The sequence below is a fragment of the Paenibacillus sp. 1781tsa1 genome, from assembly GCF_024159265.1.
In the GTDB taxonomy this organism is placed as follows: Bacteria; Bacillota; Bacilli; order Paenibacillales; family Paenibacillaceae; genus Paenibacillus.
In genome coordinates this window covers 6,788,981-6,812,083 of the sequence record NZ_JAMYWY010000001.1, presented here as the reverse complement: position 1 = coordinate 6,812,083, position 23,103 = coordinate 6,788,981, and the positions used below count along the sequence as shown (strand labels likewise).

The 23,103-nt window shown below is 47.3% G+C and carries 23 protein-coding genes; 11 read left to right on the top strand and 12 right to left on the bottom strand.

Translation table 11 applies throughout. From position 1 onward, the window contains the following. Positions 1-92: 92 nt before the first annotated feature. Entirely contained in the window at positions 93-950 is an 858-nt protein-coding gene (locus NKT06_RS30450) for an aldo/keto reductase (protein WP_253441907.1), read from the bottom strand. Positions 951-1,167: 217 nt separating this feature from the next. After that, positions 1,168-2,361: an MFS transporter gene (locus NKT06_RS30445; RefSeq protein ID WP_253441905.1), complete on the bottom strand. Its 1,194-nt coding sequence runs from the start codon at positions 2,359-2,361 to the stop codon at positions 1,168-1,170. Between the two features lie 164 nt (positions 2,362-2,525). Between NKT06_RS30445 and NKT06_RS30440 the strand changes: the two genes are divergently transcribed. From NKT06_RS30440 to NKT06_RS30430, 3 genes are all read left to right on the top strand, one after another. Next, positions 2,526-2,921: a winged helix-turn-helix transcriptional regulator gene (locus NKT06_RS30440; RefSeq protein ID WP_017691613.1), complete on the top strand. Its 396-nt coding sequence runs from the start codon at positions 2,526-2,528 to the stop codon at positions 2,919-2,921. Further along, the gene (locus tag NKT06_RS30435) at positions 2,918-3,595 is read left to right on the top strand and encodes a TIGR00266 family protein (RefSeq protein ID WP_017691614.1); all 678 of its coding nucleotides are present in this window, start codon (positions 2,918-2,920) and stop codon (positions 3,593-3,595) included. The genes NKT06_RS30440 and NKT06_RS30435 overlap by 4 nt, the downstream gene beginning before the upstream one ends. 136 nt (positions 3,596-3,731) lie before the next feature. Beyond that, on the top strand, positions 3,732-4,193 hold the full coding sequence (locus tag NKT06_RS30430; protein WP_253441903.1) for a MarR family winged helix-turn-helix transcriptional regulator: 462 nt from the start codon (positions 3,732-3,734) through the stop codon (positions 4,191-4,193). Between the two features lie 143 nt (positions 4,194-4,336). On the opposite strand, the gene NKT06_RS30425 is transcribed toward NKT06_RS30430, so the two are convergent. Next, positions 4,337-5,311, bottom strand: coding sequence for an aldo/keto reductase (locus tag NKT06_RS30425; RefSeq protein ID WP_253441901.1), 975 nt, complete (start codon positions 5,309-5,311; stop codon positions 4,337-4,339). 337 nt (positions 5,312-5,648) lie between these two features. On the opposite strand from NKT06_RS30425, the gene NKT06_RS30420 reads away from it, so the two are divergent. Next, a complete protein-coding gene (locus tag NKT06_RS30420) occupies positions 5,649-6,689 on the top strand; it encodes an LCP family protein (protein ID WP_253442927.1) in 1,041 nt (346 codons plus the stop codon). Positions 6,690-6,936: 247 nt separating this feature from the next. Further along, positions 6,937-9,525 carry a DUF2339 domain-containing protein gene (locus NKT06_RS30415; RefSeq protein WP_253441899.1) on the top strand — a complete coding sequence of 863 codons (2,589 nt, stop codon included), beginning with the start codon at positions 6,937-6,939 and terminating at the stop codon, positions 9,523-9,525. A 254-nt stretch (positions 9,526-9,779) separates the two neighbouring features. Here the strand turns inward: NKT06_RS30415 and NKT06_RS30410 are convergent, their stop codons facing one another. Beyond that, positions 9,780-10,283: an SMI1/KNR4 family protein gene (locus NKT06_RS30410; RefSeq protein ID WP_124116769.1), complete on the bottom strand. Its 504-nt coding sequence runs from the start codon at positions 10,281-10,283 to the stop codon at positions 9,780-9,782. Positions 10,284-10,489: 206 nt separating this feature from the next. Continuing rightward, the gene (locus tag NKT06_RS30405) at positions 10,490-10,645 is read right to left on the bottom strand and encodes a hypothetical protein (protein ID WP_253441897.1); all 156 of its coding nucleotides are present in this window, start codon (positions 10,643-10,645) and stop codon (positions 10,490-10,492) included. Positions 10,646-10,869: 224 nt separating this feature from the next. Between NKT06_RS30405 and NKT06_RS30400 the strand changes: the two genes are divergently transcribed. Beyond that, positions 10,870-11,541 carry an FHA domain-containing protein gene (locus tag NKT06_RS30400; protein WP_253441895.1) on the top strand — a complete coding sequence of 224 codons (672 nt, stop codon included), beginning with the start codon at positions 10,870-10,872 and terminating at the stop codon, positions 11,539-11,541. A 26-nt stretch (positions 11,542-11,567) separates the two neighbouring features. Continuing rightward, positions 11,568-12,146 carry a class I SAM-dependent methyltransferase gene (locus tag NKT06_RS30395; RefSeq protein WP_253441893.1) on the top strand — a complete coding sequence of 193 codons (579 nt, stop codon included), beginning with the start codon at positions 11,568-11,570 and terminating at the stop codon, positions 12,144-12,146. Between the two features lie 173 nt (positions 12,147-12,319). On the opposite strand, the gene NKT06_RS30390 is transcribed toward NKT06_RS30395, so the two are convergent. The 3 genes from NKT06_RS30390 to NKT06_RS30380 are packed head-to-tail and all read right to left on the bottom strand — an operon-like array spanning position 12,320 to position 16,150. Then, the gene (locus NKT06_RS30390) at positions 12,320-14,626 is read right to left on the bottom strand and encodes a carbohydrate-binding domain-containing protein (RefSeq protein ID WP_253441891.1); all 2,307 of its coding nucleotides are present in this window, start codon (positions 14,624-14,626) and stop codon (positions 12,320-12,322) included. A 26-nt stretch (positions 14,627-14,652) separates the two neighbouring features. Beyond that, positions 14,653-15,333, bottom strand: a complete 681-nt coding sequence (locus NKT06_RS30385) for a DUF4956 domain-containing protein (RefSeq protein WP_253441889.1) — start codon at positions 15,331-15,333, stop codon at positions 14,653-14,655. Next, on the bottom strand, positions 15,326-16,150 hold the full coding sequence (locus tag NKT06_RS30380; RefSeq protein WP_253441887.1) for a polyphosphate polymerase domain-containing protein: 825 nt from the start codon (positions 16,148-16,150) through the stop codon (positions 15,326-15,328). The genes NKT06_RS30385 and NKT06_RS30380 overlap by 8 nt, the downstream gene beginning before the upstream one ends. 253 nt (positions 16,151-16,403) lie before the next feature. Between NKT06_RS30380 and NKT06_RS30375 the strand changes: the two genes are divergently transcribed. From NKT06_RS30375 to NKT06_RS30365, 3 genes are all read left to right on the top strand, one after another. Continuing rightward, positions 16,404-17,081, top strand: coding sequence for a response regulator transcription factor (locus NKT06_RS30375; RefSeq protein ID WP_253442924.1), 678 nt, complete (start codon positions 16,404-16,406; stop codon positions 17,079-17,081). Beyond that, entirely contained in the window at positions 17,081-18,439 is a 1,359-nt protein-coding gene (locus tag NKT06_RS30370; protein WP_253441885.1) for a sensor histidine kinase, read from the top strand. The genes NKT06_RS30375 and NKT06_RS30370 overlap by 1 nt, the downstream gene beginning before the upstream one ends. 203 nt (positions 18,440-18,642) lie before the next feature. Beyond that, positions 18,643-18,897 carry a hypothetical protein gene (locus NKT06_RS30365; protein ID WP_253442921.1) on the top strand — a complete coding sequence of 85 codons (255 nt, stop codon included), beginning with the start codon at positions 18,643-18,645 and terminating at the stop codon, positions 18,895-18,897. 580 nt (positions 18,898-19,477) lie between these two features. Here the strand turns inward: NKT06_RS30365 and NKT06_RS30360 are convergent. Beyond that, positions 19,478-20,245 (bottom strand): SDR family NAD(P)-dependent oxidoreductase, encoded by a 768-nt coding sequence (locus tag NKT06_RS30360; protein WP_076332059.1) that lies wholly within the window; start codon positions 20,243-20,245, stop codon positions 19,478-19,480. Between the two features lie 195 nt (positions 20,246-20,440). Between NKT06_RS30360 and NKT06_RS30355 the strand changes: the two genes are divergently transcribed. Continuing rightward, complete coding sequence (locus tag NKT06_RS30355; RefSeq protein WP_253441883.1) at positions 20,441-21,079, top strand: TetR/AcrR family transcriptional regulator; 639 nt, start codon at positions 20,441-20,443, stop codon at positions 21,077-21,079. An 8-nt stretch (positions 21,080-21,087) separates the two neighbouring features. On the opposite strand, the gene cobA is transcribed toward NKT06_RS30355, so the two are convergent. Genes cobA through nirD form a run of 3 tightly spaced genes read right to left on the bottom strand, consistent with a single transcriptional unit; the run spans position 21,088 to position 23,091 of the window. Next, on the bottom strand, positions 21,088-21,858 hold the full coding sequence (gene cobA, locus NKT06_RS30350; RefSeq protein WP_253441881.1) for a uroporphyrinogen-III C-methyltransferase: 771 nt from the start codon (positions 21,856-21,858) through the stop codon (positions 21,088-21,090). Next, a complete protein-coding gene (locus NKT06_RS30345; RefSeq protein ID WP_253441879.1) occupies positions 21,855-22,736 on the bottom strand; it encodes a formate/nitrite transporter family protein in 882 nt (293 codons plus the stop codon). The genes cobA and NKT06_RS30345 overlap by 4 nt, the downstream gene beginning before the upstream one ends. A gap of 37 nt (positions 22,737-22,773) precedes the next feature. Then, positions 22,774-23,091, bottom strand: a complete 318-nt coding sequence (nirD, locus tag NKT06_RS30340) for a nitrite reductase small subunit NirD (RefSeq protein WP_253441877.1) — start codon at positions 23,089-23,091, stop codon at positions 22,774-22,776. Positions 23,092-23,103: the final 12 nt, after the last annotated feature.

The following is a 23,103-nucleotide window of genomic DNA, read 5'->3' as shown; positions in this document are numbered from 1 at the left end:
GGAAGAGAATATAACGAAAAACCACCGGCTCCTGGTCCGGTGGTTTTTCGTTATGCTATATCAAACAACGCAGGCTCGTAAAAGGTTATTCATTAGAAATCAAAGTTGTCCGGGTCAGGTCCAACACGTACATCTTCGTTCAGAGCACTGATCTGATCCATCTCTTCATTGGAAAGTTCAAAGTCGAAGATGGAGGAATTCTCAATAATCCGGTGTTCCTTGGTGGACTTCGGAATGGTAATGACCCCATTTTGCAGATCCCAACGCAGGATGACTTGTGCAACGGATTTGCCTTTGGCTGAGGCAATCGCCGTGAGTACTGGATTGTCCAACAGCTGACCTTGCATCAGAGGGGACCATGCTTCGAGCTGGATACCATGCTTTTCGCAGAAAGCCTTGAGTTCAACCTGAGTCAGGCGAGGGTGATATTCCACCTGATTAATCATCGGTTTCACTTTGGCATCCTGCATCAGGTCTTCGAGATGATGAATCTGGAAGTTGCTTACCCCAATAGCCTTAATGCGACCTGCTGCGTACAGCTCCTCGATTGCTTTCCAGGCTGCTTTGTATTTGCCTGCCTTAGGCCAGTGAATCAGATACAGGTCCAGGTATTCCAGTCCCAATTTGTTCAATGTGGTATCAAAAGCCGCAAGTGTCTCTTCATATCCGAGGTCTGCATTCCATACTTTAGATGTAACGAACAGTTCTTCGCGTTTCAGGTTGTTTTCTTGCAAAGCTTCTGCAATCGCTTGTCCAACACCGGCTTCATTACCGTATATGGCAGCAGTATCGATACTGCGGTAGCCATGTTTAATCGCATTTTTCACAGCTTCGATCAGTTCAGATCCTTCTTCTACCTTAAATACACCAAGTCCGAACCAAGGCATAGGAACACCGTTATGCAGAGTTACTGTGGATTGTAAATGTTGTGCGGTTTGAGCTGTTGTCATGAGATTTCCTCCTTAAAGTGTGTAAAAATCAGTGATTTCAAGCTGAATTATCGTTTTTTATCATACAAAATTAAATCATAGTAGATCAAATTGGGTTCAACGTATATAGTATAGTAAAATACGATATGAAACCGGTTCCCCTTGAAGGCTGGAATTGATATTTATATAAGAGTGCGACCCAAGGTCGGAATGGAGATTAGAACGAAGCTTTTTCCATTTAGACGGATGCATGTTGATCTTTGCTTTCCAGCATTTTAGCCCATGCGGTCAGGATTACAGCTACGAGAACCATCAAGGCTCCGACCCATGTCGTGTGAATCAAACCAATGGAGTCATTGATCACGCCACCCAAATAGGCACCTATAGCAATCCCTGCATTAAATGCGGCGATGTTAAAGGCTGAGGCTACATCTTTGGCCTGTGGTGCATATCGTTCAGCCAGAGTTACTACATACATCTGAAGACCAGGCACATTCATGAAAGCAAGTAGTCCCATACCCATGATGGTTAGGAGTGCTGCCAACTTAAACGGAACGGTGAAGTACATCACGCCGAGAATGATGGTCTGAATGATGAACATGTAGAAGAGGGCCTTGAGCGGGTTACGATTGGCTGCTCTGCCGCCGATGATATTGCCGACAGCAATGGCGATTCCGTACAACAACAGAATGAACGCAACTGTTTTCTCGGAGTATCCGCTGATATCATGCAATAACGGGGACAGGTACGTAAAAACAACAAATGTTCCTCCGTACCCAACGGCAGTGATGACAAAAGCAAGCAGCAAGCGTCCACCTGTAACCAGCTTCAGCTGATCCCGAAATGCTGTTCGTGTTCCTCGCTTCAGCGTGGATGGCACGAGTATCATGTTCCCAATCATGGCAACGATACCAATCACAACAATCAGGATAAAAGCAGCGCGCCAGCCCCAATGTTGACCGATAAGTGTACCGAGAGGTACGCCAGTTACAGTAGCTATCGTTAAACCAGAGAACATGATGGCAATGGCACTCGCCCTGCGGTTGGCAGGCACCAGATCGGCTGCAATCGTGGAGCCTATGGACATGAACACTCCGTGTGCCAGAGCGGACACCACTCTTGCAATGAGTAACATGGTGATGCCCGTCGACAGTGCAGCCATCGTGTTACCCGCAATGAAGACAATCATGATGGCAAGCAATAGCGTTTTGCGTGATATGGTAGACGTCAGTGAGGTCAGAACAGGAGCCCCAAAGGTAACGCCTAATGCATATAAAGTAACGGTCAGTCCCGCTGTAGTTACGGAAATGCCCAGGTCATCGGCAATGAGGGGCAGGAGCCCAACGCTGATAAATTCTGTGGTACCGATCGCGAATGCACTAATGGCCAGTGCTAGCAGTGCCCACGTGCTGCGTTTTGAATCTTGTAACATTTCTTGCTCAACTCCCCCGAATGTAGATTTACGTACCGGCAAATGCTATTATGAGTTATTCAGTATAGATTGAATAGTACGTACTTTTTAGTACCCTACGTACTTTTTGGTGCCTGTACAGCATGCGACGGATGTAATTCAATTCATCAGGGAGGTAACAAGTTATGGTTAGAAAAAAATATAACATCTCGGTTGAAGCTACCTTAGAGGTGATCGGTGGCAAGTGGAAATGCGTCATTCTCTGTCATCTGACACATGGAAAAAGACGAACCAGTGATCTCAAGCGTATTATGCCCGCAATTACACAGAAAATGTTAACACAGCAGCTGAGAGAGCTTGAAAACGACGGGATCGTAAACCGAATTGTATATAATCAGGTCCCTCCCAAAGTAGAATACGAATTGAGTGATTACGGGCGGAGTCTTGAACCGATTCTCAATGCGCTCTGTAATTGGGGAGATCAACATATCGTGAAGGAATACGGAGACAAATCAGCAGTTCTGGAAGACAATGGGCTCAATGATTTTAACTCTGACAATAGGGAGTTGGTGCAACCGTGAACTATGAGATTCTATATGATGGGGCTTTTGCAATGCTCAAGGTACATTTGCAGCGGGGAGAGCGGTTCAAGGCCGAAAGTGGTGCGATGGTATCCATGACGCCTACGGTTGAACTGAAGGGTTCAGCAGAAGGTGGAATGTTTGCCGGGTTCGGTCGGATGCTGAGCGGAGAGAAGTTTTTCTTTCAGGAATTGACGGCTGCGGGCGGGTCGGCAGAGATTCTACTCTCACCTTCAAGCATGGGCGATGTAGAGGCTGTTGAATTAGACGGTTCCTATTCACTCTATGTGCAGAAAGACGGATTTCTGGCGGGGACCGAGGGCATTCAGGTGAATACCAAAATGCAAAACCTGAAGAAAGGCCTCTTTTCGGGAGAAGGTTTCTTCATTATTGAGATCAGCGGACGTGGAACCGTATTTCTGTCTTCCTATGGTGCAATTCATGCGATTAATCTGGCAGCAGGTGAAGAAATGATCGTGGATAACGCTCATCTGGTGGCATGGCCTCATTATGTAGATTACCGGATAGAGAAAGCTTCACAGGGCTGGTTATCCAGTGTTACAAGTGGAGAAGGGTTGGTATGCCGGTTCCGTGGAGAAGGAACCATTCTTATACAGAGCCGCAATCCGCAAGGATTCGGACAATGGGTGAAGCAATTTATCCCTGCACGATAATTCATTTTTGGAGAAAGAACACACAGAGTTGCAACGGATGTGTTTCCATCATCGTTTATGAAGAATAATGGATTTACTTCATTGACTGGTAGGTACATAATCTGTTGCATAAGGTCGCACATCATGGAGGTATGAGATGAACAGCTCACGGTATAAAAACGCACAAGAAAGCCCGGGATATCTGTTATGGCAGGTTACAGCGATGTGGCAAAGGGAAGTACGCAGGGTGCTGGAGCCACTCGAATTGACACAGCCCCAATTTGTATTGTTGCACGCCTGTTTGTGGCTCAATGAACGTGATGAGGAAGGCAAGGGAGTCACTCAGGTTCAAATTGCACAATTTGCCAAAGTAGATGTTAATGTGACTTCTCAGGTTTTGCGTGCTCTTGAAAAGAGAGGGTTGATTACGCGTGCTCGTCATCAGACGGATACGCGTGCCAATATTATTACAACAACGGAAGAAGGAACCCGATTGGCCATTGAAGGAATTCACTTGGTTGAGGAGTCGGACAAGGCTTTTTTTGAAACTTTGGATGATCGCAAGGAAGAGTATATGGAGATCATGCAGGAGTTTCTTCGCCAAAAAACAGAGGGCTAATCCATAATAAGATTTTTTTTATTTTATTAAACTACAGATTGTAGTGGAATTGGAAATTTTCTGAATACTAATGATTATAGTGTTATGCAAAATCAAAAATAAACCTCCTGACTTTATCCGTCGGGAGGTTTATTTCAGTTGCTTCAATCGATTCGGTAGGACGCAAATGGCTCGCGGCGACGGAAAGAGTCACTGATCTGATCCAGATCGGTCAACATCTCATCGGGCAGTGACATATCCAGACTAGCCAGATTATGCTCCAGCTGTTCGGTGCCTGTAGCGCCAACAATGACTGTGGATACAGCCGGACGTGTCAGTAGCCATGCGAGAGACAGCACACTTGGGGAACACCCGTATGAAGCAGCTTTGGCACTCACTTGTTCACTCAGTTGGAGATTATGCTCCAGCAGAAAACGATTGAAGGACGGGTCGGTGTCGGCTCTGGAGCCGGAAGGTACGCTGGCCTGTCCGTTATATTTACCCGTCAGAATACCGCCTGCGAGCGGGAAATACGGGATAATGCCTACACCCTGATCCAGGCACATCGGTACCAATTCCAGTTCAGGCGTACGGTCAGCCAGGGAATAGCTGGTTTGGGTGGAGATGTAGCGCACATAACCTTTCTGTTCACTGATCCCGAGAGCTTTCATCAGCTCCCAGGCTGCGTAGTTGGAAGCTCCGATGTACCGAACTTTGCCGGAAGTGACCATATCGTCCAGCGTACGGAGTGTCTCATCCAGCGGTGTATGCGGATCAAAGGTATGGATCTGATACAGATCCACATAATCCGTTTGCAGACGCCGCAGGCTATGTTCCAGCTCTTGTTGCAGATGGTAGCGGGACGAACCGCGACCATGGGGACCGTCATGCCGGGGAAGTCCGGCTTTGGTCGCAAGCACCGCGTTTTCCCGACGACCTGTGAGAGCCTGTCCAATGATGCGTTCTGATTCGGTACCTGCGTAGATATTGGCGGTATCGATAAAGTTGATGCCCTGATCCATCGCTGCATGAATAATGCGGGTAGAAGCTGCTTCATCCGCGCGTTTGCCAAACGCATTGGTGCCAAGCCCCAGTGCTGACACACGCAAACCACTATTGCCCAAACGTCGATACTCCATCCTTTATCGCTCCCTTTATGTTCATTTATGTAGAGGTAGTTCAAAAAGTCCACTTTTGATTACGAATGATGCCTGGCGGCATCATCAGCATCGAATATGAAATTCAGCCGAAATAAGTAGGGGCTTACGAAGTATGTTTCCTTCGGAAACATTTTAGTTGCTCACGTAGTTTTCCCTACGCTCCGCTACTCCATTTCTAGCTTCATTCCATCTTCTTGGTACTGAAAACCAAACTTTTTGAACACGTATTTGTATAGCAGATTATAACGTAATCTATTGTCAACGTGTTATTAATATAGTTAAATGATTCTAAGAACCCGTTATTAAAGGAGATATGATGGAAAACAGTGCCGCACATTTAACAAGACGGAAACCGAAGAAACCGAAGAAGAAATGGAAGAAGCCATTAATCATCACCCTAAGTGTGCTGCTTGTGCTCGGAGGACTCGGATTTATTTATCAAAAGCAACTTGTCGTGTTTGCCTTTAACATGTTCGCCTCCGGTACGGTGAAGGAAGCCTTGGATGACTCCTTCAAACCAGCTGGTGATAAGGATGCCCCGGTCGTGGAACATACGGACCCATTCTCACTGTTGCTGCTTGGTATTGACCAACGCGATAATGAACCAAGCCGTTCGGATACCATCATCTACTCCGTCGTGCGTCCAGAGGACAATAAAGTGCTGCTGCTGTCCATTCCACGTGATTCCTATACCGAGATTGTCGGCCGGGATGTGAAGTCAAAGATCAATTCAGCGTATGCCCATGGTGAAGCCAAGATGGCGATGGATACGGTGGAAAATTTGCTGGGGAACAAAGTAGATTTCTATGCCGCGATTAATTTTAACGGTCTCAAGGATATTGTTGATGCGGTGGGCGGTGTTGAACTGCCGATCAAGAAAAACATTGAGAACAAACTCAAGAGCCATGAGAAACTGTTCGTTGAAGCCAACAAACCGATCTATAGCGGCGAAGAAGCGCTTGGTTATGTGCGTTACCGGGAAGATTCCGATTTCAATCGGACGATGCGTCACCGGATTTTCCTAAGTGCCTTCATGAATCGTGCGCTGGAGGTCAAAAATCTGACCAAGATCCCGGACGTCATCCAGATAGCCGGATCGAATTTTACAACCAACATGACTTCGGACTTCATCGTGAAGTTTGCCGAGTCCTTATATATGAAAGACAGTGCACCCACGATCAGCAACTATATGCTGAAGGGAGAAGGTGCAACGCGCAGTGGCACATGGTACTACGATCTGTCAGAGGACGATCTGCAATATGTGCGTGGCATGATCGCCAGTTGGCTGGACCCGGATGCGACCGAGATAATCGAACCGGAGTCAGCGGATCAGACAGATACACAAGATGCAGCATAAGCTTGCGTACATCGCCAACAGTGAAAATGGATCAGAGATTGCGCAATTGTATCTGTAGTGCTCAGATGTGTGCAAAATGCTCATATGAATAAAAGTCCGGCGAAGCAGTTGCTTCCCGGCTTTTTTGCGTTCGCGATCCTTCGGATGAAATATTGCACAGATATATATAATGTTGAAACCTCTTTTTATGGCATACATATAGTAAAATATAGGGAAAAGATTAAACATCAACCAATGGAGGAAGTACATGAAGGAGTTTAAGGATCGGCTTGAACAGGTTCAGGAGCAGCAGAAACAGCTGGCGAAGGAGTATCAAGTCTTGCTCCAGGAATACCAGTCCGATGACCTGATCGTTCAGAATGAACAGTTACAGGAACAGTATGAAGCCCAGAAGCTCAAGCTGGGCCAGCTTGAACTTCGCTCGCGCAAGATGGAAGAAGAGAATGCACGTCTTCGCATGGCGTTATCTGAGCAAATGCTGGATGAGAAGCTCAATCTGATCCGGGTATCGCGGGAGAAGATGGAGACGTATTTTCAAGGAAAAACGGCGGTACATAATGATCGGGTTGCCTTCCATGAACATCGAACTAAATCCAACCTGAACGCGCTGTACAACCAGGCAGCACAGGAGTTACAAGAGGATTCCCACGAAATGAAGGAGAGGATTGCTTACCTTGCGGCAGAGGTGAAGGAGCGCATTGAATCGCACAAGCGAGCCGTATGGGAACGAGAAGAGGCTCTACGTGGGCACATGGAACGTGGGTATGAGCAGATGGCGGAGGAGGGATTGAGCGAAGAGACCATTCAGCGCCGAATCAAGCAGAATCGCATGGAGATGAAGATTGGGCTTAGCTGGATCAACAAAGTAGCCATCCTGCTCCTCATTCTGGGGGTTGGAGCAGCGTTCCAATACTCGTACTCGACCTGGTTTAATGACGAGATGAAGAGCGGAGCTTTTTTCCTGCTGGGTGCTCTAATGCTCGCTGGAGGAGAGTGGCTGTTCCGCCGCAAAAAGCAGACGTTTGCCATGGGGCTGCTTGGTGGCGGGATCTCCGTGTTATTCGGGTCCATCTTCTATAGTTACTTTTTACTGCATATTATCGGGTTATATACGGGACTTGGCTTGTCTGTATTGGTATCGGCAATCTCTGTATTGTTGTCCCTAAGGTATCAGTCGAAGACCATCTGTTCATTGGGTCTGGTAGGCGGGTATCTTCCGCTATTCTCCTATATGTTCTCGTTCGGGCTTGAGGGTACTGCTGTCTATGTAGCCATGATCTATCTGCTGCTCTTAAACGGCATTATTGTGTTCATATCATTCGGCAAACGATGGCCGGTAGTGCACTATATCAGTTTCCTGTTCAACACACCATCCATGCTTATCCTCTTGTGGCTGTCGCCAAGTGAGAAGATTGGCATGTTGTATTCCATTGTGACATTTGCTTTATACCTGGGCATTACACTGGCATATCCGTTCAAACATCGGATGAAGTTAACCTGGTGGGATTTCGCTCTGCTCGCTATGAATACGACCATCAGTTGCCTGATGTTATACGTGTTATTTGATGTGGCGGATTGGAATGATGCTCAGGGCTTGTTGGCATTAATCTTCTGCCTGGTATATCTGGGTCTCGCACGATTCGTTCAGCGCAATATGGCTCAGGAGAAACAGACGATTCTGCTCTTCTATATCACTTCCCTGACCTTTGCCATTCTGATTATTCCATTCCAGTTCGGGGCCAAGTGGTTATCGATGGGCTGGTTAATTGAAGGGGTTCTGCTGGTTACGCTTGGACATCTGAAACGGTTCAAGTCGGTGGAGCGGGCCGGATGGGGTATTGTGCTGCTATGTCTGATCACTTTCGTGTACTATGACCTGCTCACGCTGTTATTCATCGGGGAACGTTCTTACTTCATGTTAAAATACTCCAGCATCACGCTGGGGACCCTGCTGATTACACTGTATTATGCCTGGGCAGTTCACAGCAGCTCATCTGCCAGGGAGAGATTCAACTACAGCCCGCTTGAGCTGGGATTCCTGAACGGATTCAAGTATGTGACACTCGCCAATCTGTGGTTATACGTGTTGTATGAATCGAATGAATTGTATACCAGAGCTGTCGATGGGACGTTCCTGTTATACATGTTCTACAAGTTACTTATGTTCGCAGCACTCACCATTGCATTGGCCTATGGACTGAGCAAAGTGAAGTTGTTGCGTGATCAATACGTACAGATGTATACCACTTTCCTGCATGCCATTGGTTGCTGTATTGCACTGGCTGTCACCTTAACCATGCCAGCACTTCAGCCGGATGTTCAGCAGCATACAGCGGCAGAGATTGTGGGTTTGCTGGTGCTAATCATCTTTAACGTAGGGGTATTCTTTGCAGGAAGGGATCTGCTGATTGCAGGTATCCGCGGGCAGTTTAAGAGCATTGAATGGTACCCGGTTATCGCAGGGGTATATCTGCTAGGGGTCATCACCGTATTCCTGACGATCCAGTTTCAGTGGGGTGATGTGGGGCTGATGTTCAGCCTGATCTATCTGCTGCTCGCGATTCTCTATATTGCCTATGGATTCCGTAGAAAATATGTGATGATTCGGCGTCTGGGTCTTGGGTTGACGTTGTTTGCTACCGGTAAAATGGTGTTCTACGATGTGGGTATGCTTACCTCGGGCAGCAAAATCTTTGCCTATTTCAGCTTCGGTGTATTACTGCTCGGCATCTCTTACCTGTATCAGAAGGTGTCGAGTCGGATGGAGGAAATACAGTCCAGAGAGACAGCGAAGCCTGAAGACGAACCGACTGTTCCTGAGGAGGAACAAGACTGATGTAATGATTCTACTTCCAGCTCATGATGTGTTGGGGGGACTGCGTTATTACTGGTGTATGTTTTCATTTGAACTAAATGGAAGGCCTCTGGAAGTGTTTCAAATCCAGAGGCCTTCCGCAATTCTTTACTTCGTGTTCTTAATCTCCTCGACGACTTGAAAGCCGTTTGCTTTTCCATTAAGATATCCTTGCTCATAGTAGTCTATCCCGTCAGGGGTTATAGTCACTGCAACTGTCTCCGGGTCTTTTCTTTTTATTCTTCAAAACTACGTTCTGTCTTCCAGTACCAGAATTTCTCGCCCTGAGAGATTATAAAACGTTCTAACCATGTTTCAAAGTTACTGTAAAAAGAACCTGTATGCTCAACAGAATATAAACTCTCACAAAGCAACAGATATTGTTCATCACCTGAACTCCAACGCTCTAAATCAATTAGGATTCGATCATCAAGAATATGGGCGACTACAATCTTATTATCTGATGCTTCATTGTAATGTATAACATCTTGGGCTGAGTATAAGAAGCACTCCCCACCATATTTGGGGTCTTCGAACAAGGAGGCTCCGTTACATACTCGTAAAAAGCTTATGTAATCTGGAGGTAATGGAGTAGAAAAATACTCCGAAAGCTCTTTAATTTTATCTTCGGAGGCACCTGGTTTGAATTTATTCATAGCAGTCGTTTTCCCAGTAGAAGCAAGGATTTCAATGAAACCTTCATTTTGGTCCGACCATTCCTTAAATGCTTTAATTAACATCTATATAGCTCCTCCTCATAAAGACTGACTTTACAGATTTTCTTTAAAGTCAGTCTATCCTATTACCCGTCTGCTGCTGTAAATCAGCAAGCGTGAGCTTTTTGATTTTATGCTGATGAAGTCGGGCACAACGATCGTCTGTGCCATAGCCTAATATGACATTCGTGAAACGTTTTGCGCAGAGATCACGTTATAATAGAGTAGACTCAGGGCTGGAACTTCATCTGTAACCATGAGGTTTCGGCAGCCGAGGTGCCTTTCAGTGATTCTCCGCCATCATCGTTCATACGGGAGAGCACGGTTAATGTCATGGACAGGGCAAAGGCGAGCAATACGTATATGAAAATGTTTTTTTTGTTCATCAGAAGGTACCTCTCTTGTTGAATGAGCTAAAGTAGCATCCGGCCGTCATGAGAAAAAAAGCACAACGTCTGGTATAGTAGAGTGAGTAGAACCGAACATAAATCGTTCCTGAATATCACTATATTGAACTATAGCAGTGCAAACAATGGAACAAATCTGATGAATTTATCATTATTGTTAACGAGACGTATATAGAGATCGAGTTTGAAGGTGGGAGAATAACATGCGGGAGACGGCAAAAATCGTCATTCGTACGCCAGGACAGGAAAGTGACGGCTCATTCGCTTATGTAAGCCAGGGTCGCTCCATTACGGTGGGACGTTACACAGGCGGTAGTGAATTGGACTTGTCTGTCTATAATCAGATGATATCGAAGCGGCATTGCCGCATTCATTATGATGTACAGCAGCAGCTATGGATCGAGGATCTCGATAGCAAAAATGGAACTGAACTGAACGGGCAGCGCCTCGTTCCCTATGAGAAATATCCGTTTGGCGAAGGTGACAGCTTGACGCTCGTCAACGGCTTGATCCAGCTTCGCGCTGAAGGGGATCTTGGAGAGACAAGGGAATATCGGGTGTCGGATCTGCTGGGTGAGGGTGTACGCTTGCAGGATCACTTGCAGACCGTGCAGATCGGTGAAGTGGAGATTCCACTGTCCAAGAAGGAATATCAGCTGTTCAAGCTGCTGTATAGTCAACTGGACCATTTTGTGACCCGAGAGCAGATTGTGACTCAGGTGTGGCCGGAGCGGAGCATGCTGGAGAGTGAAGCGGTAGGGATCGACGAGATTAACTCGCTGATCTATCGGACGAATCGCAAGCTGGGTGTACACTTTACCATCAAGTCCGTTTATAAAAAGGGTGTATATATGAAGTCTCATGTGCCGGAATGAATGAGTGATAACAAAGGGATGAGTTCATGATCATCATTTACCTGATTCCATGGCTGATTGCCGTGGTGACATTGATAGGTGTCATATCCATCGTACTCGTCAGTTGGAAAAACGGGATTTCCCCGATGCCCACATCCGGCCGCGTCAGGCAGGTGGTCATTCAAGAGGTGAACCGTATTCCGGGATACGGCGATGTGCTTGAAGCGGGCTCCGGATGGGGCACACTGGGACTGGATGTTGTAAGACATTGTCCTGGTAAAAGGCTGACCGGGATTGAGAATTCAGTCATTCCCTTATGGTCTTCCCAACTGATTGCCTATCTTAGTGTTCGCTTACGTCGAGCCAAGGGAAACAAACACTCTCTCAAGGGCAGGCTGCGCTTCATGCGTGGGGATATCTACACCAGTTCCTATGAACATGCGGATTGTGTGATCTGTTATCTGTTTCCGGGAGCAATGACCCGACTGCTGGACAAGTTCAGTCGAGAGCTTCCGCCGGGGGCCAAGGTGATTAGCGTCTGTTTTGCGCTCCCGGGCAAGGAACCACTACGCACAATAACATGTCGAGATGCCCTGCGTACCAAGGTGTATGTATACTCGTTCTGAGAAAAGGAGTACCTTCGCTGCACCTTGAGCGGAGGGCTGTAATTCCCTGTAATTCTGGTTCTAGAAGAATAACGAAAGAAAGCTCCGAACTCACATAACGTGAATTCGGAGCCTTTTTTTGTTTCGCCTGCGCTTGAGAAGCGAGTTATGCGCTATGGCTCAGGATATCATGATTATTTTGCAGAATCGGTAGAGCTTGTGTTGTCGGATGTTGTACCGGATTGGGATCTGTTTCTGCCGCCTCCGAAGCCGCCTTGTCGACCGCCGCCACCAGGACCGCCCATACCTGTATTGGCTGTCGTTACACCAGATTCATTCACCCAAGTTACATTGCTTGTAGATTGGAATGCAACCACTTTGGTTCCGCCACTGTAAGTAACGTCTGTGTAGAGTCCATCCACCGATTTACCTGTAGACGTACCACCGGAGTAGATCACATAGGAGCCATCTTTTTTCAGATCCGGGGAGCTGACAACTACAGTCTGATAATCTTTTGCCGGAGCAAAGGTCAGGATGTTATTGCCTTCGCTGTCTTGTACATGTACAAGTGTTCCAGCTTTTTGCGTTTCAGGGAACGGCATTACAATGGTATTTTGCGTAGACGCATCGGATGTTCCTTGTGCCATACCAGAGCTTCCGGCAGCCACGAGGTATCCACCGCTGATTACAAATGTACCGTCATAATCCAATGCTCCGTTACCGTTATCCGTTGGTCCATTCACAATAACCGTACCACCAGTCATATTAATGGAACCATTGGAATCCAGTCCGTCACCACCTGCGTTCACGGTAAGTGTACCGCCGTTAATGTGGAACTCGTTATTACTCGCTGCTCCCATTCCGCCCGGTCCACGTCCTTGCTGATTAGCAGCTGTACCTTGGGATGCCTGATCGGTAGTCGATGTTGTACCTGTCGTTTCAGTTACAGAGATGTTCGATGTGGTTGTTGCATCGGTTGCTGTAGTAGCGCTATCTGTACTAGCCGCTGTGTTCGCAGCTGTTTCCGTCTCGCCACCTGCAGCATTTACGCCATCATCGGATGCCGTTACATCCACATCCCCATCGTTCAGGGTGATGATTGCTCCTTCAAGTCCTTCATAGCTCTTCGCGATTGTGATGGCTCCACCGTTAATCGTCAGTTCCTGATCGGCATGAATGCCGTCATCACCGGATTCAATGTTGAATGTTCCGTCGTTGACTGTCACGTTATTGTTGCTGTGCAGGGAATCATCCATGGAATCAATGGTATACGTACCACCATTCACCGTAAGGTCTGTACCTGCTTTGAGCGCTTTGGCACTTGTGGACTCGGTTGCTGTTGCAGCAGTGTCTGCATCGGCATTGGTATCGGTATCCGTTGTTGCTGTTGTGTTGGCAGAGTTGGATGCCGCTGCGCCGTTCGTATTAGCACCTGCATTCGTACCGCTGTTATTAGGCATTTCCGGCATATCTGCAGGAGGTTCGCCATCTGGTGGTGTGCCCATATCGGTTGGAGGTGTTCCGCCACCCCATCCACCGCCACCGCCGCCAAATGGACCTTCTTCGACTTTGGCTGGTGCATTGGCGCTACCGCCAGCAGTCACAATGTTGTATGTGCCGCCATCCGTAACAAGTGCGGTTTCGGCTTGAATACCGTCGTTACCACTTTGAATATCGAAGGTACCTCCTGCGATGGCAACGAAACCTTTGGTGGTATCCGTGTCATTGGTTGATTTAATACCGTCGCCTTCGGCCTGAATCGTAATGGTACCCGCTTGAATTGCGACCATATCCTTACCTTTAATACCGTCATCGGCCGCTTTGACACTGATGTTACCGCTAATGATCTTCAGATCATCCTTGCTCGTAATCCCTTCATTATAGTTACCTGTGACGGTCAATTGACCTGCACCGTTGAACGTAAGATCCGCTTTGCTGAAGATTGCAGCATCCGGCTCGTCTGTTGTAGCGTCAGCGTACACATACGTTTTACCATCGGAAACGGTATTCTTGGTTCCTTTTTCGAGTGTAATCACCGCTTTACCGGCCTTTTGAATATAGATCGCTGCACTGTCATTATCATGGATCGTAGCTCCGTTTAATACGAGATGTACGGTGCCCTTATCGGCAACATTGACCACGATCTGTCCGTCAGTTAGCTCACCGCTAAATACATAAGTGCCCGCTTCAGTGATGGTTACCGAACCATTCGCTGCTTTGGCTCCCGAACCGGTCACCGTTGCAGTTGTGCCGTTCAGCTTAATCGCTGTGGAATCTGCCTCGCTCCAGCTAATGTTGGTATCGTCAGCATCCAGAGAGACCAGATCTGCGTACTTCACAGAAGTTTGCTCACTGACCGATACCGTTTTGGTTGTTCCTGTCGTTGACGTTGCGGCATTGGCGGTTGTGCTTGTGGTTGCTGGTGAACTGCATGCGGCAAGTAGGCTGGTAATCATGGCGATAGACCAAAGTTTGCTGCCTGTTATCATGTTTTTCTTCATATAGATCGTTCCCTTCGAATTAAGAATTAATATTCCGTTGTTGGACTCATGGTTAACGAGATATCCAGGTTGCCGTTCCGTGTGCGGATGGCGTCGAGGAATTCCTTTTGGCTAACACTTTCGTGAATGGTTACACTGTAGACCAGCTCATACAGACTGCCGAGTTCGGTGGTTCTGATTTTTTTCAGATCAAAAGGTACGTTGAAAGTATGGAACACTTCATTAAGTGCTTCTTCATAGCTCAAGTTCTCAGGGATGGTGACTTTCAGCGTTTTCAGCTGACTTTTCTTGCCGCCGAAGTTGAAGCGACTCAGAACAAACATCAGTACACACAGGATAATGGTGAACAGCACCGCGTATCCAAAAGCGCCTACACCGCAGGCAAGACCGGAAGCCATCGTGAACAATACATAAGCAATATCCTTTGGATCACCAGGTGCACTACGGAAACGAATGATCGAGAAGGCACCTGCCAAGCTGAATGCTCGAGCAATGTTGCTGCCGATGAGCAGGATGATGATGGCGACAATGACGGGCAGGACGACCATCGTTAAGGTGAAGCTCTGGGAGTATGTGCTTTGGTTAGTCTTCATGTAGGTAAGGCTGATGATTAATCCCAGAATGATGGCAAGACCAATGGTAATGACTGCATTACTGAATGTTAAATCGGTATCGGTTAGGGCTGAACTGAACAGGGAATCAAGCATATAGGACACGCTCTCTTTCTATAATCGGTTTATCTTGTTCTTGTTCTATGGATGGGTTGAAATCGGTGCCTGGTACAAGAATGCGCTCCGACTGGTAATTCAGGTTGGTTGTTCTTACCAGATGTCTGAACTCGTTGCCGTATTTGGAGAAGCCGGTGCGGTAGAGACCATGCTCACAGAGCAGCTGCGACAGCCACAGCGGAACGGTTTTCTCGGCTTTTACTTCCATCAGCCACCTTCCGTCCTTCACCAGCGGCTCACCGTAATCTCCCTGTTCCAGCTTCAGATCATATCTGCGGCTGCGAATGTTGGTGTCAAAGGTAATGCGGAGATCCCGGCTTTTCTTGTCGAAGAGTGCTTTGCGTTCATACGCCAGATACACTTTCGGTTCAAGATCGTAGAGGCGAAGGAAGTATTTGATCTCTTCCACAACCTGTTTGTTCATGTAATCCGCCAGCTCCGGTGCCTGTCCTGAACGAACGAATTCGTACGCTTCATCCAGCTTCAAGGCGGTTCTGCGCTTGTTCACCAGGCCAAAGACTTTCTTTTTGATCTCCAGATACACTTTGGCATTCTCTTCAGGTACTCCATACGCCCGCAGTCTCAGCTTCTCCTTATATTTTGGTTTGGAGAGACTGGCGCGGATCAGGGAATCCTGTGGAGTGTCGAAGTACAGGTTACTGATGGAATAGTACTCATGTTTCTTGTTGTAGGCATCCAGTTCCATGTATTTCAGCAGGTCGTTGTAGAAATGGGCGTACTGTTCATCCGTCAGGAGGTATTTGCTCTCGTATCGGTTGAATACTTCAATTGCCATGTGGGATTCAGTCCTTTCGTTGGTGGGTTGTATGTTTTGTTGCATCGTGTATTGCTTCCATGTCTGTATCTTAGAGGGCCAACCTTGAATGAATCTTAAATGGTTTTACATTGCGTTAACATTTTTTTACCTTCCTATAATAGTTCGCATCCGCAAAATGAATTAAGATTGATTCAAGGTTTAATTGATAGAATGGGTGATACCATACAGCGTTCATGAAGACGAATAATTCAAGCAGAGGAATGAATAGATGATGAGAATATTAATTGCGGAAGATGAGGTTCATTTGGCAGAGGCAGTATCGCAGATTTTGAAAAAAAACAACTACTCCGTGGACATGGTCCACGACGGCAGATCAGGCCTCGATTATGCGCAGAGCGGCATCTACGACCTGTTACTGCTCGACATCATGATGCCGGAGATGGACGGGATCACCGTCCTGAAGAAACTTCGCAGTGAAGGCAATCATACGCCAGTCATTCTGCTTACTGCGAAAGGTGAACTATCGGACAAAGTCACAGGCCTCGATTATGGTGCCGATGATTATATCGCCAAGCCCTTCGCCACAGAGGAATTGCTGGCCCGGATTCGAGCAGCCTTAAGGCGGAAGGGCGAAGTTGTTCCGGAGGACGGACTGAAATTCGGTGACATGGAGCTGAACACAACTCAGTTGAAGCTGAGCGTACAGGGGAAGGAAATCAAGTTGAATCTGAAGGAGAATGAACTACTGGAGCTCTTGATTACGCGCAAACAGGCGATTACCTCCAAAGAGCAGATTATTGAGAAGTTATGGGGATTCGATTCGGAAGTGGAGTATAACAATGTGGAGGTGTACATCTCGTTTTTGCGCAAAAAATTAACGTTCCTGAACTCGGCTGTCCGCATTAACACGATTCGAGGTGTGGGCTATGTACTTGAGGTGACATCCTGATGTTCAAGAAACTCCGGAATCGATTCCTGATCGTGAATCTGGTGTCCATCTCCGTTATGATGCTGGTGGCATTTGCGACGATCTATACAATTACGTATCAGAATGTGCAACGTGAGACAAATATGGAGCTGTACAAGGTGTCTGATTTCTATCATAGTCCTTATAATTCATCCAAGATGCCGCGCGTGGAAGGTGGGGGGATGGGGACGGGCTCTGGATCAGGTTCTAGTACAGGTGTTTCAGGTTCCGGTTCAGATTCGTTTCCCTCCGATGCCATGGGTGGTGATAATGGAGGCCCGGGAGGTGATCCCAACTCCCCACCGGCACGTTCCATTTCGTTCATGATCAAGACGGATAGCCAGTGGAAAATCACGGATACCCATTCCCGTTTTGATATGGACGAAACCTTCTACACCGAGGCGTTGCAAAAGGTTGACCAGAATAAAGTTGGTGATTCGGAACGGCAGACTGGACAATTTGCGCTGGATGGAACGGACTGGGCCTATGTGGTCGATCCGAGCGGTGATGGGCATATGATCGTATTTATTGATGTGACCGCACAACAGGGCATTCTAACGAATCTGATCTATACCTTTGCTGTTGTCGGACTGGTTATGTTGATTGTGATCTACTTCCTGAGCCGTTATTTTGCGAATCGCTCTATTGCACCTGTTAGAGAAGCGTTTGAGAAGCAAAAACAATTCATTGGAGATGCTTCACATGAGTTGAAGACACCGCTGGCGATCATTAATACCAATGCGGACGTGCTGCTGGCGAATCAGGAGGATACCATAGCGAACCAGGCGAAGTGGCTTCACTATATCAAGTCGGAAACCGAGCGCATGACCGGACTTACGAATGATCTGCTCTATCTGACACAGATGGACGACTCACGCTCAACGATGATTCATGCGAAGTTTAATATGAGCGATGCGGTAGAAAGTATTATTTTGCCAATGGAAGCCGTTATTTTTGAGAAAAACATCTCCCTTGATTACAACATTGAGCCGAATCTTACGGTTCATGGAAACAGTGAACAGATCAAACAGGTCATTCTGATCCTGCTCGATAATGCGGTGAAGTATTCCGGTCCCAAAGGGTCGGTGAACGTTACGCTCCAGAAACAGAATAATGATGTCATGCTGGCCGTATCCAACACAGGTGAAGGCATTGCACCGGAACATCTGGATCGGATCTTCGATCGATTCTATCGTACGGATTCGTCCAGAGCCCGCACACATGGCGGGCACGGTCTGGGGCTGGCGATTGCTCGGTCCATTGTGGATCAGCACAAAGGAGAGATTTACGCCCGAAGTGTGGTCGGAGAGGGCGCAACATTTTACGTACGGTTGTCGTAGGGGCGTGTGATGCGCTGGCGTAGAGTCGGATGGAGGTTTAGAGCATAGAGCGTGAGTGGGGGCCTTCGCCTTCCACCTATAATCGTTTATCAGGCATAAGATCTGCCTTTAATGGGTTAACCTATGCTACAATGGCAACAGTATGTATGAATCAAGGAGATGAATGGAACGTGGCAGAAGCAAACAAAATTAATGAACAAGAAATGATGCAGTATATTGCAGATAAAACGAAGGCAAGCCAGGCGAATATCGCCCTTGTGCTGAAGCATGAGCAAGCGTACATCAATAAGGCACACGAAAATGCCAAAGGCAACGATGTGGATATTGACGGCGATGATCTGGCTGACTACATCCTTAGTCGTAAAGATGTGAAGCTGGATGAGTTGACTGTGGAAAGCATCCTGGATGCTGAAATGGACTACTTAATGGACAAGGGTCACGCGGGATACATCGATTAAGTTCAGCGTAGATCTGGAGCTTAGACTGTTGCGTGAGTTTTAATGAGATTTGTATCGATAATCGGCGCATGAGGGGCTAGATTATTGGTGTGCAAAGGTGTTCAGTCCAGCGATTAAGCCTTTCTGCGATCCGGGCAAAATCTAACGAATCTCACACGCGCTATTTGGGTATTTCTCGCTCGGTCGAGAATTTAACGAATCTGAGACACGTTATTCTCTGGATTTCAGGGCTTTTCGGTGCAATTTCAGCATTTGTGCGGAATTAGCGTGTCTGAGATTCGTTAGTTCGGGAAATAAGCACTTTTAGCCGAAATAAGGTGTTCTGGGTTCGTTAGCGTGAGTGATCACAAGAGCAACGGCGAGGCGTTAAATGGCGTTTCAAAAGTGAAATCTCACAGATGCAGCCTAATGCATGGCAAGTGTTGTACTATAAAAAAGACCTCAACTCCACAATACTGTGGTGTTGAGGCCTTTTTTAGATTGTAGTGACCAGGCATTCCTTCGGGAACACCTGTCGGTATAACTTTTCTAAGGATGGAATTGAAACTCTATCGGACCGGATCCCACAGTTTACAGTTTCTTATTGACCCATCATGCCGCCATCTACGGTGTAGAGGGAAGCTGTTACATAGGATGCTTCTTCGGACAACAGGAAGTTCATCACCGCAGCAACTTCTTCCGGTTCACCGTAACGGCCCATTGGAATGGCAGATACCGTTGCAGATTGATAATCTTCCACGTTACCGGAATTAGCTTCGATCTGGCGCATCATACGTGTGTTGATTGTGCCTGGTAATACAGCGTTAACGCGGATATTGTAAGGTGCCAGTTCATTGGCAGCGGTACGTGTGAGGCCAACTACGGCATGTTTGGACATAATATATGGAGATACGGCAGGTGCGCCCATCAGACCCGCAAGGGAAGAGGTATTTAGAATCGCACCGGATTTTTGTTTTTTCATAACGGGAATGACGTTTTGCAGACCCAGGAATACGCCACGAATGTTGACGTTATACACGGTGTCGAGTGCTTCAACACTCAGGTCTTCGATCAGTCCTGTTGGGCCTTCAATGCCGGCATTATTGGCAAAATAATCGATTCGTCCAAACGCATCCAGTGCTTTTTGCACATAGTTTTTCACGTCTGCTTCCTGGGATACGTTCGCTTTTACGGCGATGACATGCTCTTTGTCGAGGTTCAAATCGGTAATCGTCTGTTGAATGGCTTCTTCATTCAGGTCGACCAGAACCAAGTTGATTTTGCGCTCTGCAAGGCGGCGTGCCAATTCTTTACCAATGCCTCCGGCTGCTCCTGTAATAACGGCTGTATGTGTATACGATGTACTCATGAATGATTCGCTCCTTATTCATTATTGGCAGGTATTTCTCAAAAAAAGTTTCAACCTGTCGTCTATCTTTCCTGTCTCAATGTTAAGATATACATAGCCATGTGACAATAATCATTGACAGCGCATATGTCAGCTATTGGACAGTGATGTAAGCGGTGTTCATTTATACTACAATAATGAACAAAGGAGGCGAAAATGTTGATTATTGAACATCCTCAGGACCGGAGAGCACGAAGAACGCAGGATGCCATCATCGCTGCGGCGGTTTCTTTGATATTGGAGAAGGGAGCGGATGCCCTCACAATCCGGGATATTACGGAGCGGGCGGATTATAACCGCGGAACCTTCTATTTACATTTTCCCGGCAAACCGGAGTTGCTGCAGTTCATTCTGGATGATTTCATGCAGGGGATAGGACAGGCTTATGCAGCACCATACGCACAGCTCAAAGAAGTGGACATGACTGCATTGCTGCCATCCACGATGCCAGTATTTGAATATATAGAAGCCCATCAGGATATTTTCCGTGCATTAATGACAATGCATTCAGATATGAATTCCCGGCTGTGCAATATGTTTAGAACGTATTTAACCGAGGATTTTGTGCTGGTGACCGAAGATAGCGAGCAGACGATTAATTACGACATCATGTTAAGTTATCTGGTATCCGCTACGGTGGGCGTGATTATGCACTGGGCGGAGATTGGGTTCAAATATTCTGCGCATTATATGGGAGAGCAGCTTACGGCACTGATCAACATCAAACCGACCCGTCTGCTGATTGAACCAGGGCAGAAGGGTCGGACGATTCACGAACGTATGCTGTTGGACTAAATTCCATATTAACCCGTCATAGATGCGTTCGCGGCCTGTTGCATCTGAAGCAGCTGTTCGCGGATCAGGACCGACTCTCCGATCATGATTAATGCGGGATTATTCACTTGATGTGACAAGGCGAGGGAATGGAGTTCGGCAAGTGTGCCGGTAATAATTCGTTCCTCCGAAGTGGTTCCCCTTTCGATTAAAGCCGCAGGGGTGTGTCCACTTTTCCCATGGTGAAGCAATTCATGTTGAATCTGGGGGAGTTGGCTAATGCCCATATAGATGACCAGTGTATCCACGCTATGGGCAAGCAGGTCCCAGCGAACGTATGAAACATTTCCGTCGCTACCGGTTCCAGTGACACATGCGAAGGATGAAGCAATCCCGCGATGAGTTAACGGAATAAGGGAGGAAGCGGATGTGCCTACAGCCGAAGTGATACCAGGAATGATTTCATATGGAATGCCTGCTTCCGCCAGCACAAGCGCTTCTTCACCACCACGGCCAAAGATAAACGGATCGCCACCCTTGAGTCGTACGACTTGTTTGCCTTCCGCTGCATGTGCAGCCAGCATCCGTCCGATCATCTCCTGACTCATGGAGTGAAGGCCTGGAGCCTTGCCGCAATAGATGCGGAGTGCTCCGACGCGAGCCTCAGCGAGCAATTGATCATTCACAAGCCGATCATACATAATGACATCTGCGGACTGAATACGTTTCAGGGCTTTTACCGTAATCAGATCCGGATCTCCAGGACCAGCACCAACGATACTAACCAAGCCCCGACTCATGATCGTGTCCCCAATTTCGATGCCACATCGGAACTTGCCAATCCTGAACGACCACCCTGAATGGTTGCCAGTTTGGATGAGCGTTGGACAGGATTTCCCCAGTGATGGGCAGCATATAGACCAAGGCCTGTAAATACAGCTCCGCCAATGAGGTTACCCACCAACACAGGGATCTGATTCCACAGCCACCAATCAGCGACACTGACCTGTGCACCGAGCATCATGCCTGCCGGAATGACAAACATGTTCACCACAGCGTGTTCAAAACCTTGGGCGAAAAATATCATAATAGGCAGCCACATCGCTACGATTTTACCCAGGGTTGATGTGGATGTCATCGCCAACACTGCCCCGAGTGTGACCATCCAGTTACATAGAATGGCCTTGATGATCACCAGAACCATGCCTGCTCCGCCCAAATGCTGATATCCTAATGTTTTAGCTTCACTGGTCTGAATCAGCGTTTGAATGAGTGGGTTGCTCATATCCGTACCCATCTTCGTAAGGGTCAGGCCGTATAACAGAGCATAGAATGCACATCCAAGCAGATGACCTGTGATCACCCAAAAATAATTTCGGAGCATATCCATCAGTGTGATTCTGCGTTTCATCATTGCGAGTGGAAGCATCGCAAAGTTTCCTGTCACCAATTCAAGGCCCAACAGAATAATAATGACGAATCCCGCCGGGAATATCAGTGCACCTGCCAAACCAACGGAAGTTTGAGTTACAGCGGTATATGCCATTGTGGTTGCAAAAGCAAGGATAGCCCCTGCCAGAAAACCGCGAATTAGCATCTGTACCCGATTCATTCTGGCTTTGCTCTCACCAGCTTCGACCATCGATTGCAGCACTTCTGCAGGTTTAACAAAATCCATAGCGCACGCCTCCTTGATGTCAGGGTATCTCTAGCCTTTAACCCGCAATTGTGATATAGATTTCTCCACTTTTGCCGTCTACTTCTGTTTTGTAGGTGTTCAGGCAGCCCTTATCCGGCTCATGTACCTTACCGTTGCGCAGATCGATCTTCCAATCATGCAAAGGACAATGAACGGCTGTCCCGCATACCATGCCTTCCGACAGCTTGCCGCCCTTGTGAGGGCAGCGATTCTCGACGGCGTGCAGACTCCCGTCGCTCAGTTTGAAGACTGCAATTTCGGTATCCTGTATCAGGAAGGTCCGTGCACCCTTTTCATCAATATCTGCCAGGTGTCCAATCCGGAATTTGTTCATCGCTGTTCCTCC

Excerpts from the sequence above, each read along its gene's own strand:
- NKT06_RS30450 (WP_253441907.1), bottom strand. The coding sequence starts at position 950 with ATGACAACAGCTCAAACCGCACAACATTTACAATCCACAGTAACTCTG.
- NKT06_RS30445 (WP_253441905.1), bottom strand. The coding sequence starts at position 2,361 with ATGTTACAAGATTCAAAACGCAGCACGTGGGCACTGCTAGCACTGGCC.
- NKT06_RS30440 (WP_017691613.1), top strand. The coding sequence starts at position 2,526 with ATGGTTAGAAAAAAATATAACATCTCGGTTGAAGCTACCTTAGAGGTG.
- NKT06_RS30430 (WP_253441903.1), top strand. The coding sequence starts at position 3,732 with ATGAACAGCTCACGGTATAAAAACGCACAAGAAAGCCCGGGATATCTG.
- NKT06_RS30425 (WP_253441901.1), bottom strand. The coding sequence starts at position 5,311 with ATGGAGTATCGACGTTTGGGCAATAGTGGTTTGCGTGTGTCAGCACTG.
- NKT06_RS30420 (WP_253442927.1), top strand. The coding sequence starts at position 5,649 with ATGGAAAACAGTGCCGCACATTTAACAAGACGGAAACCGAAGAAACCG.
- NKT06_RS30415 (WP_253441899.1), top strand. The coding sequence starts at position 6,937 with ATGAAGGAGTTTAAGGATCGGCTTGAACAGGTTCAGGAGCAGCAGAAA.
- NKT06_RS30410 (WP_124116769.1), bottom strand. The coding sequence starts at position 10,283 with ATGTTAATTAAAGCATTTAAGGAATGGTCGGACCAAAATGAAGGTTTC.
- NKT06_RS30405 (WP_253441897.1), bottom strand. The coding sequence starts at position 10,645 with ATGAACAAAAAAAACATTTTCATATACGTATTGCTCGCCTTTGCCCTG.
- NKT06_RS30400 (WP_253441895.1), top strand. The coding sequence starts at position 10,870 with ATGCGGGAGACGGCAAAAATCGTCATTCGTACGCCAGGACAGGAAAGT.
- NKT06_RS30395 (WP_253441893.1), top strand. The coding sequence starts at position 11,568 with ATGATCATCATTTACCTGATTCCATGGCTGATTGCCGTGGTGACATTG.
- NKT06_RS30390 (WP_253441891.1), bottom strand. The coding sequence starts at position 14,626 with ATGAAGAAAAACATGATAACAGGCAGCAAACTTTGGTCTATCGCCATG.
- NKT06_RS30385 (WP_253441889.1), bottom strand. The coding sequence starts at position 15,333 with ATGCTTGATTCCCTGTTCAGTTCAGCCCTAACCGATACCGATTTAACA.
- NKT06_RS30380 (WP_253441887.1), bottom strand. The coding sequence starts at position 16,150 with ATGGCAATTGAAGTATTCAACCGATACGAGAGCAAATACCTCCTGACG.
- NKT06_RS30375 (WP_253442924.1), top strand. The coding sequence starts at position 16,404 with ATGAGAATATTAATTGCGGAAGATGAGGTTCATTTGGCAGAGGCAGTA.
- NKT06_RS30370 (WP_253441885.1), top strand. The coding sequence starts at position 17,081 with ATGTTCAAGAAACTCCGGAATCGATTCCTGATCGTGAATCTGGTGTCC.
- NKT06_RS30365 (WP_253442921.1), top strand. The coding sequence starts at position 18,643 with ATGATGCAGTATATTGCAGATAAAACGAAGGCAAGCCAGGCGAATATC.
- NKT06_RS30360 (WP_076332059.1), bottom strand. The coding sequence starts at position 20,245 with ATGAGTACATCGTATACACATACAGCCGTTATTACAGGAGCAGCCGGA.
- NKT06_RS30355 (WP_253441883.1), top strand. The coding sequence starts at position 20,441 with ATGTTGATTATTGAACATCCTCAGGACCGGAGAGCACGAAGAACGCAG.
- cobA (WP_253441881.1), bottom strand. The coding sequence starts at position 21,858 with ATGAGTCGGGGCTTGGTTAGTATCGTTGGTGCTGGTCCTGGAGATCCG.
- NKT06_RS30345 (WP_253441879.1), bottom strand. The coding sequence starts at position 22,736 with ATGGATTTTGTTAAACCTGCAGAAGTGCTGCAATCGATGGTCGAAGCT.
- nirD (WP_253441877.1), bottom strand. The coding sequence starts at position 23,091 with ATGAACAAATTCCGGATTGGACACCTGGCAGATATTGATGAAAAGGGT.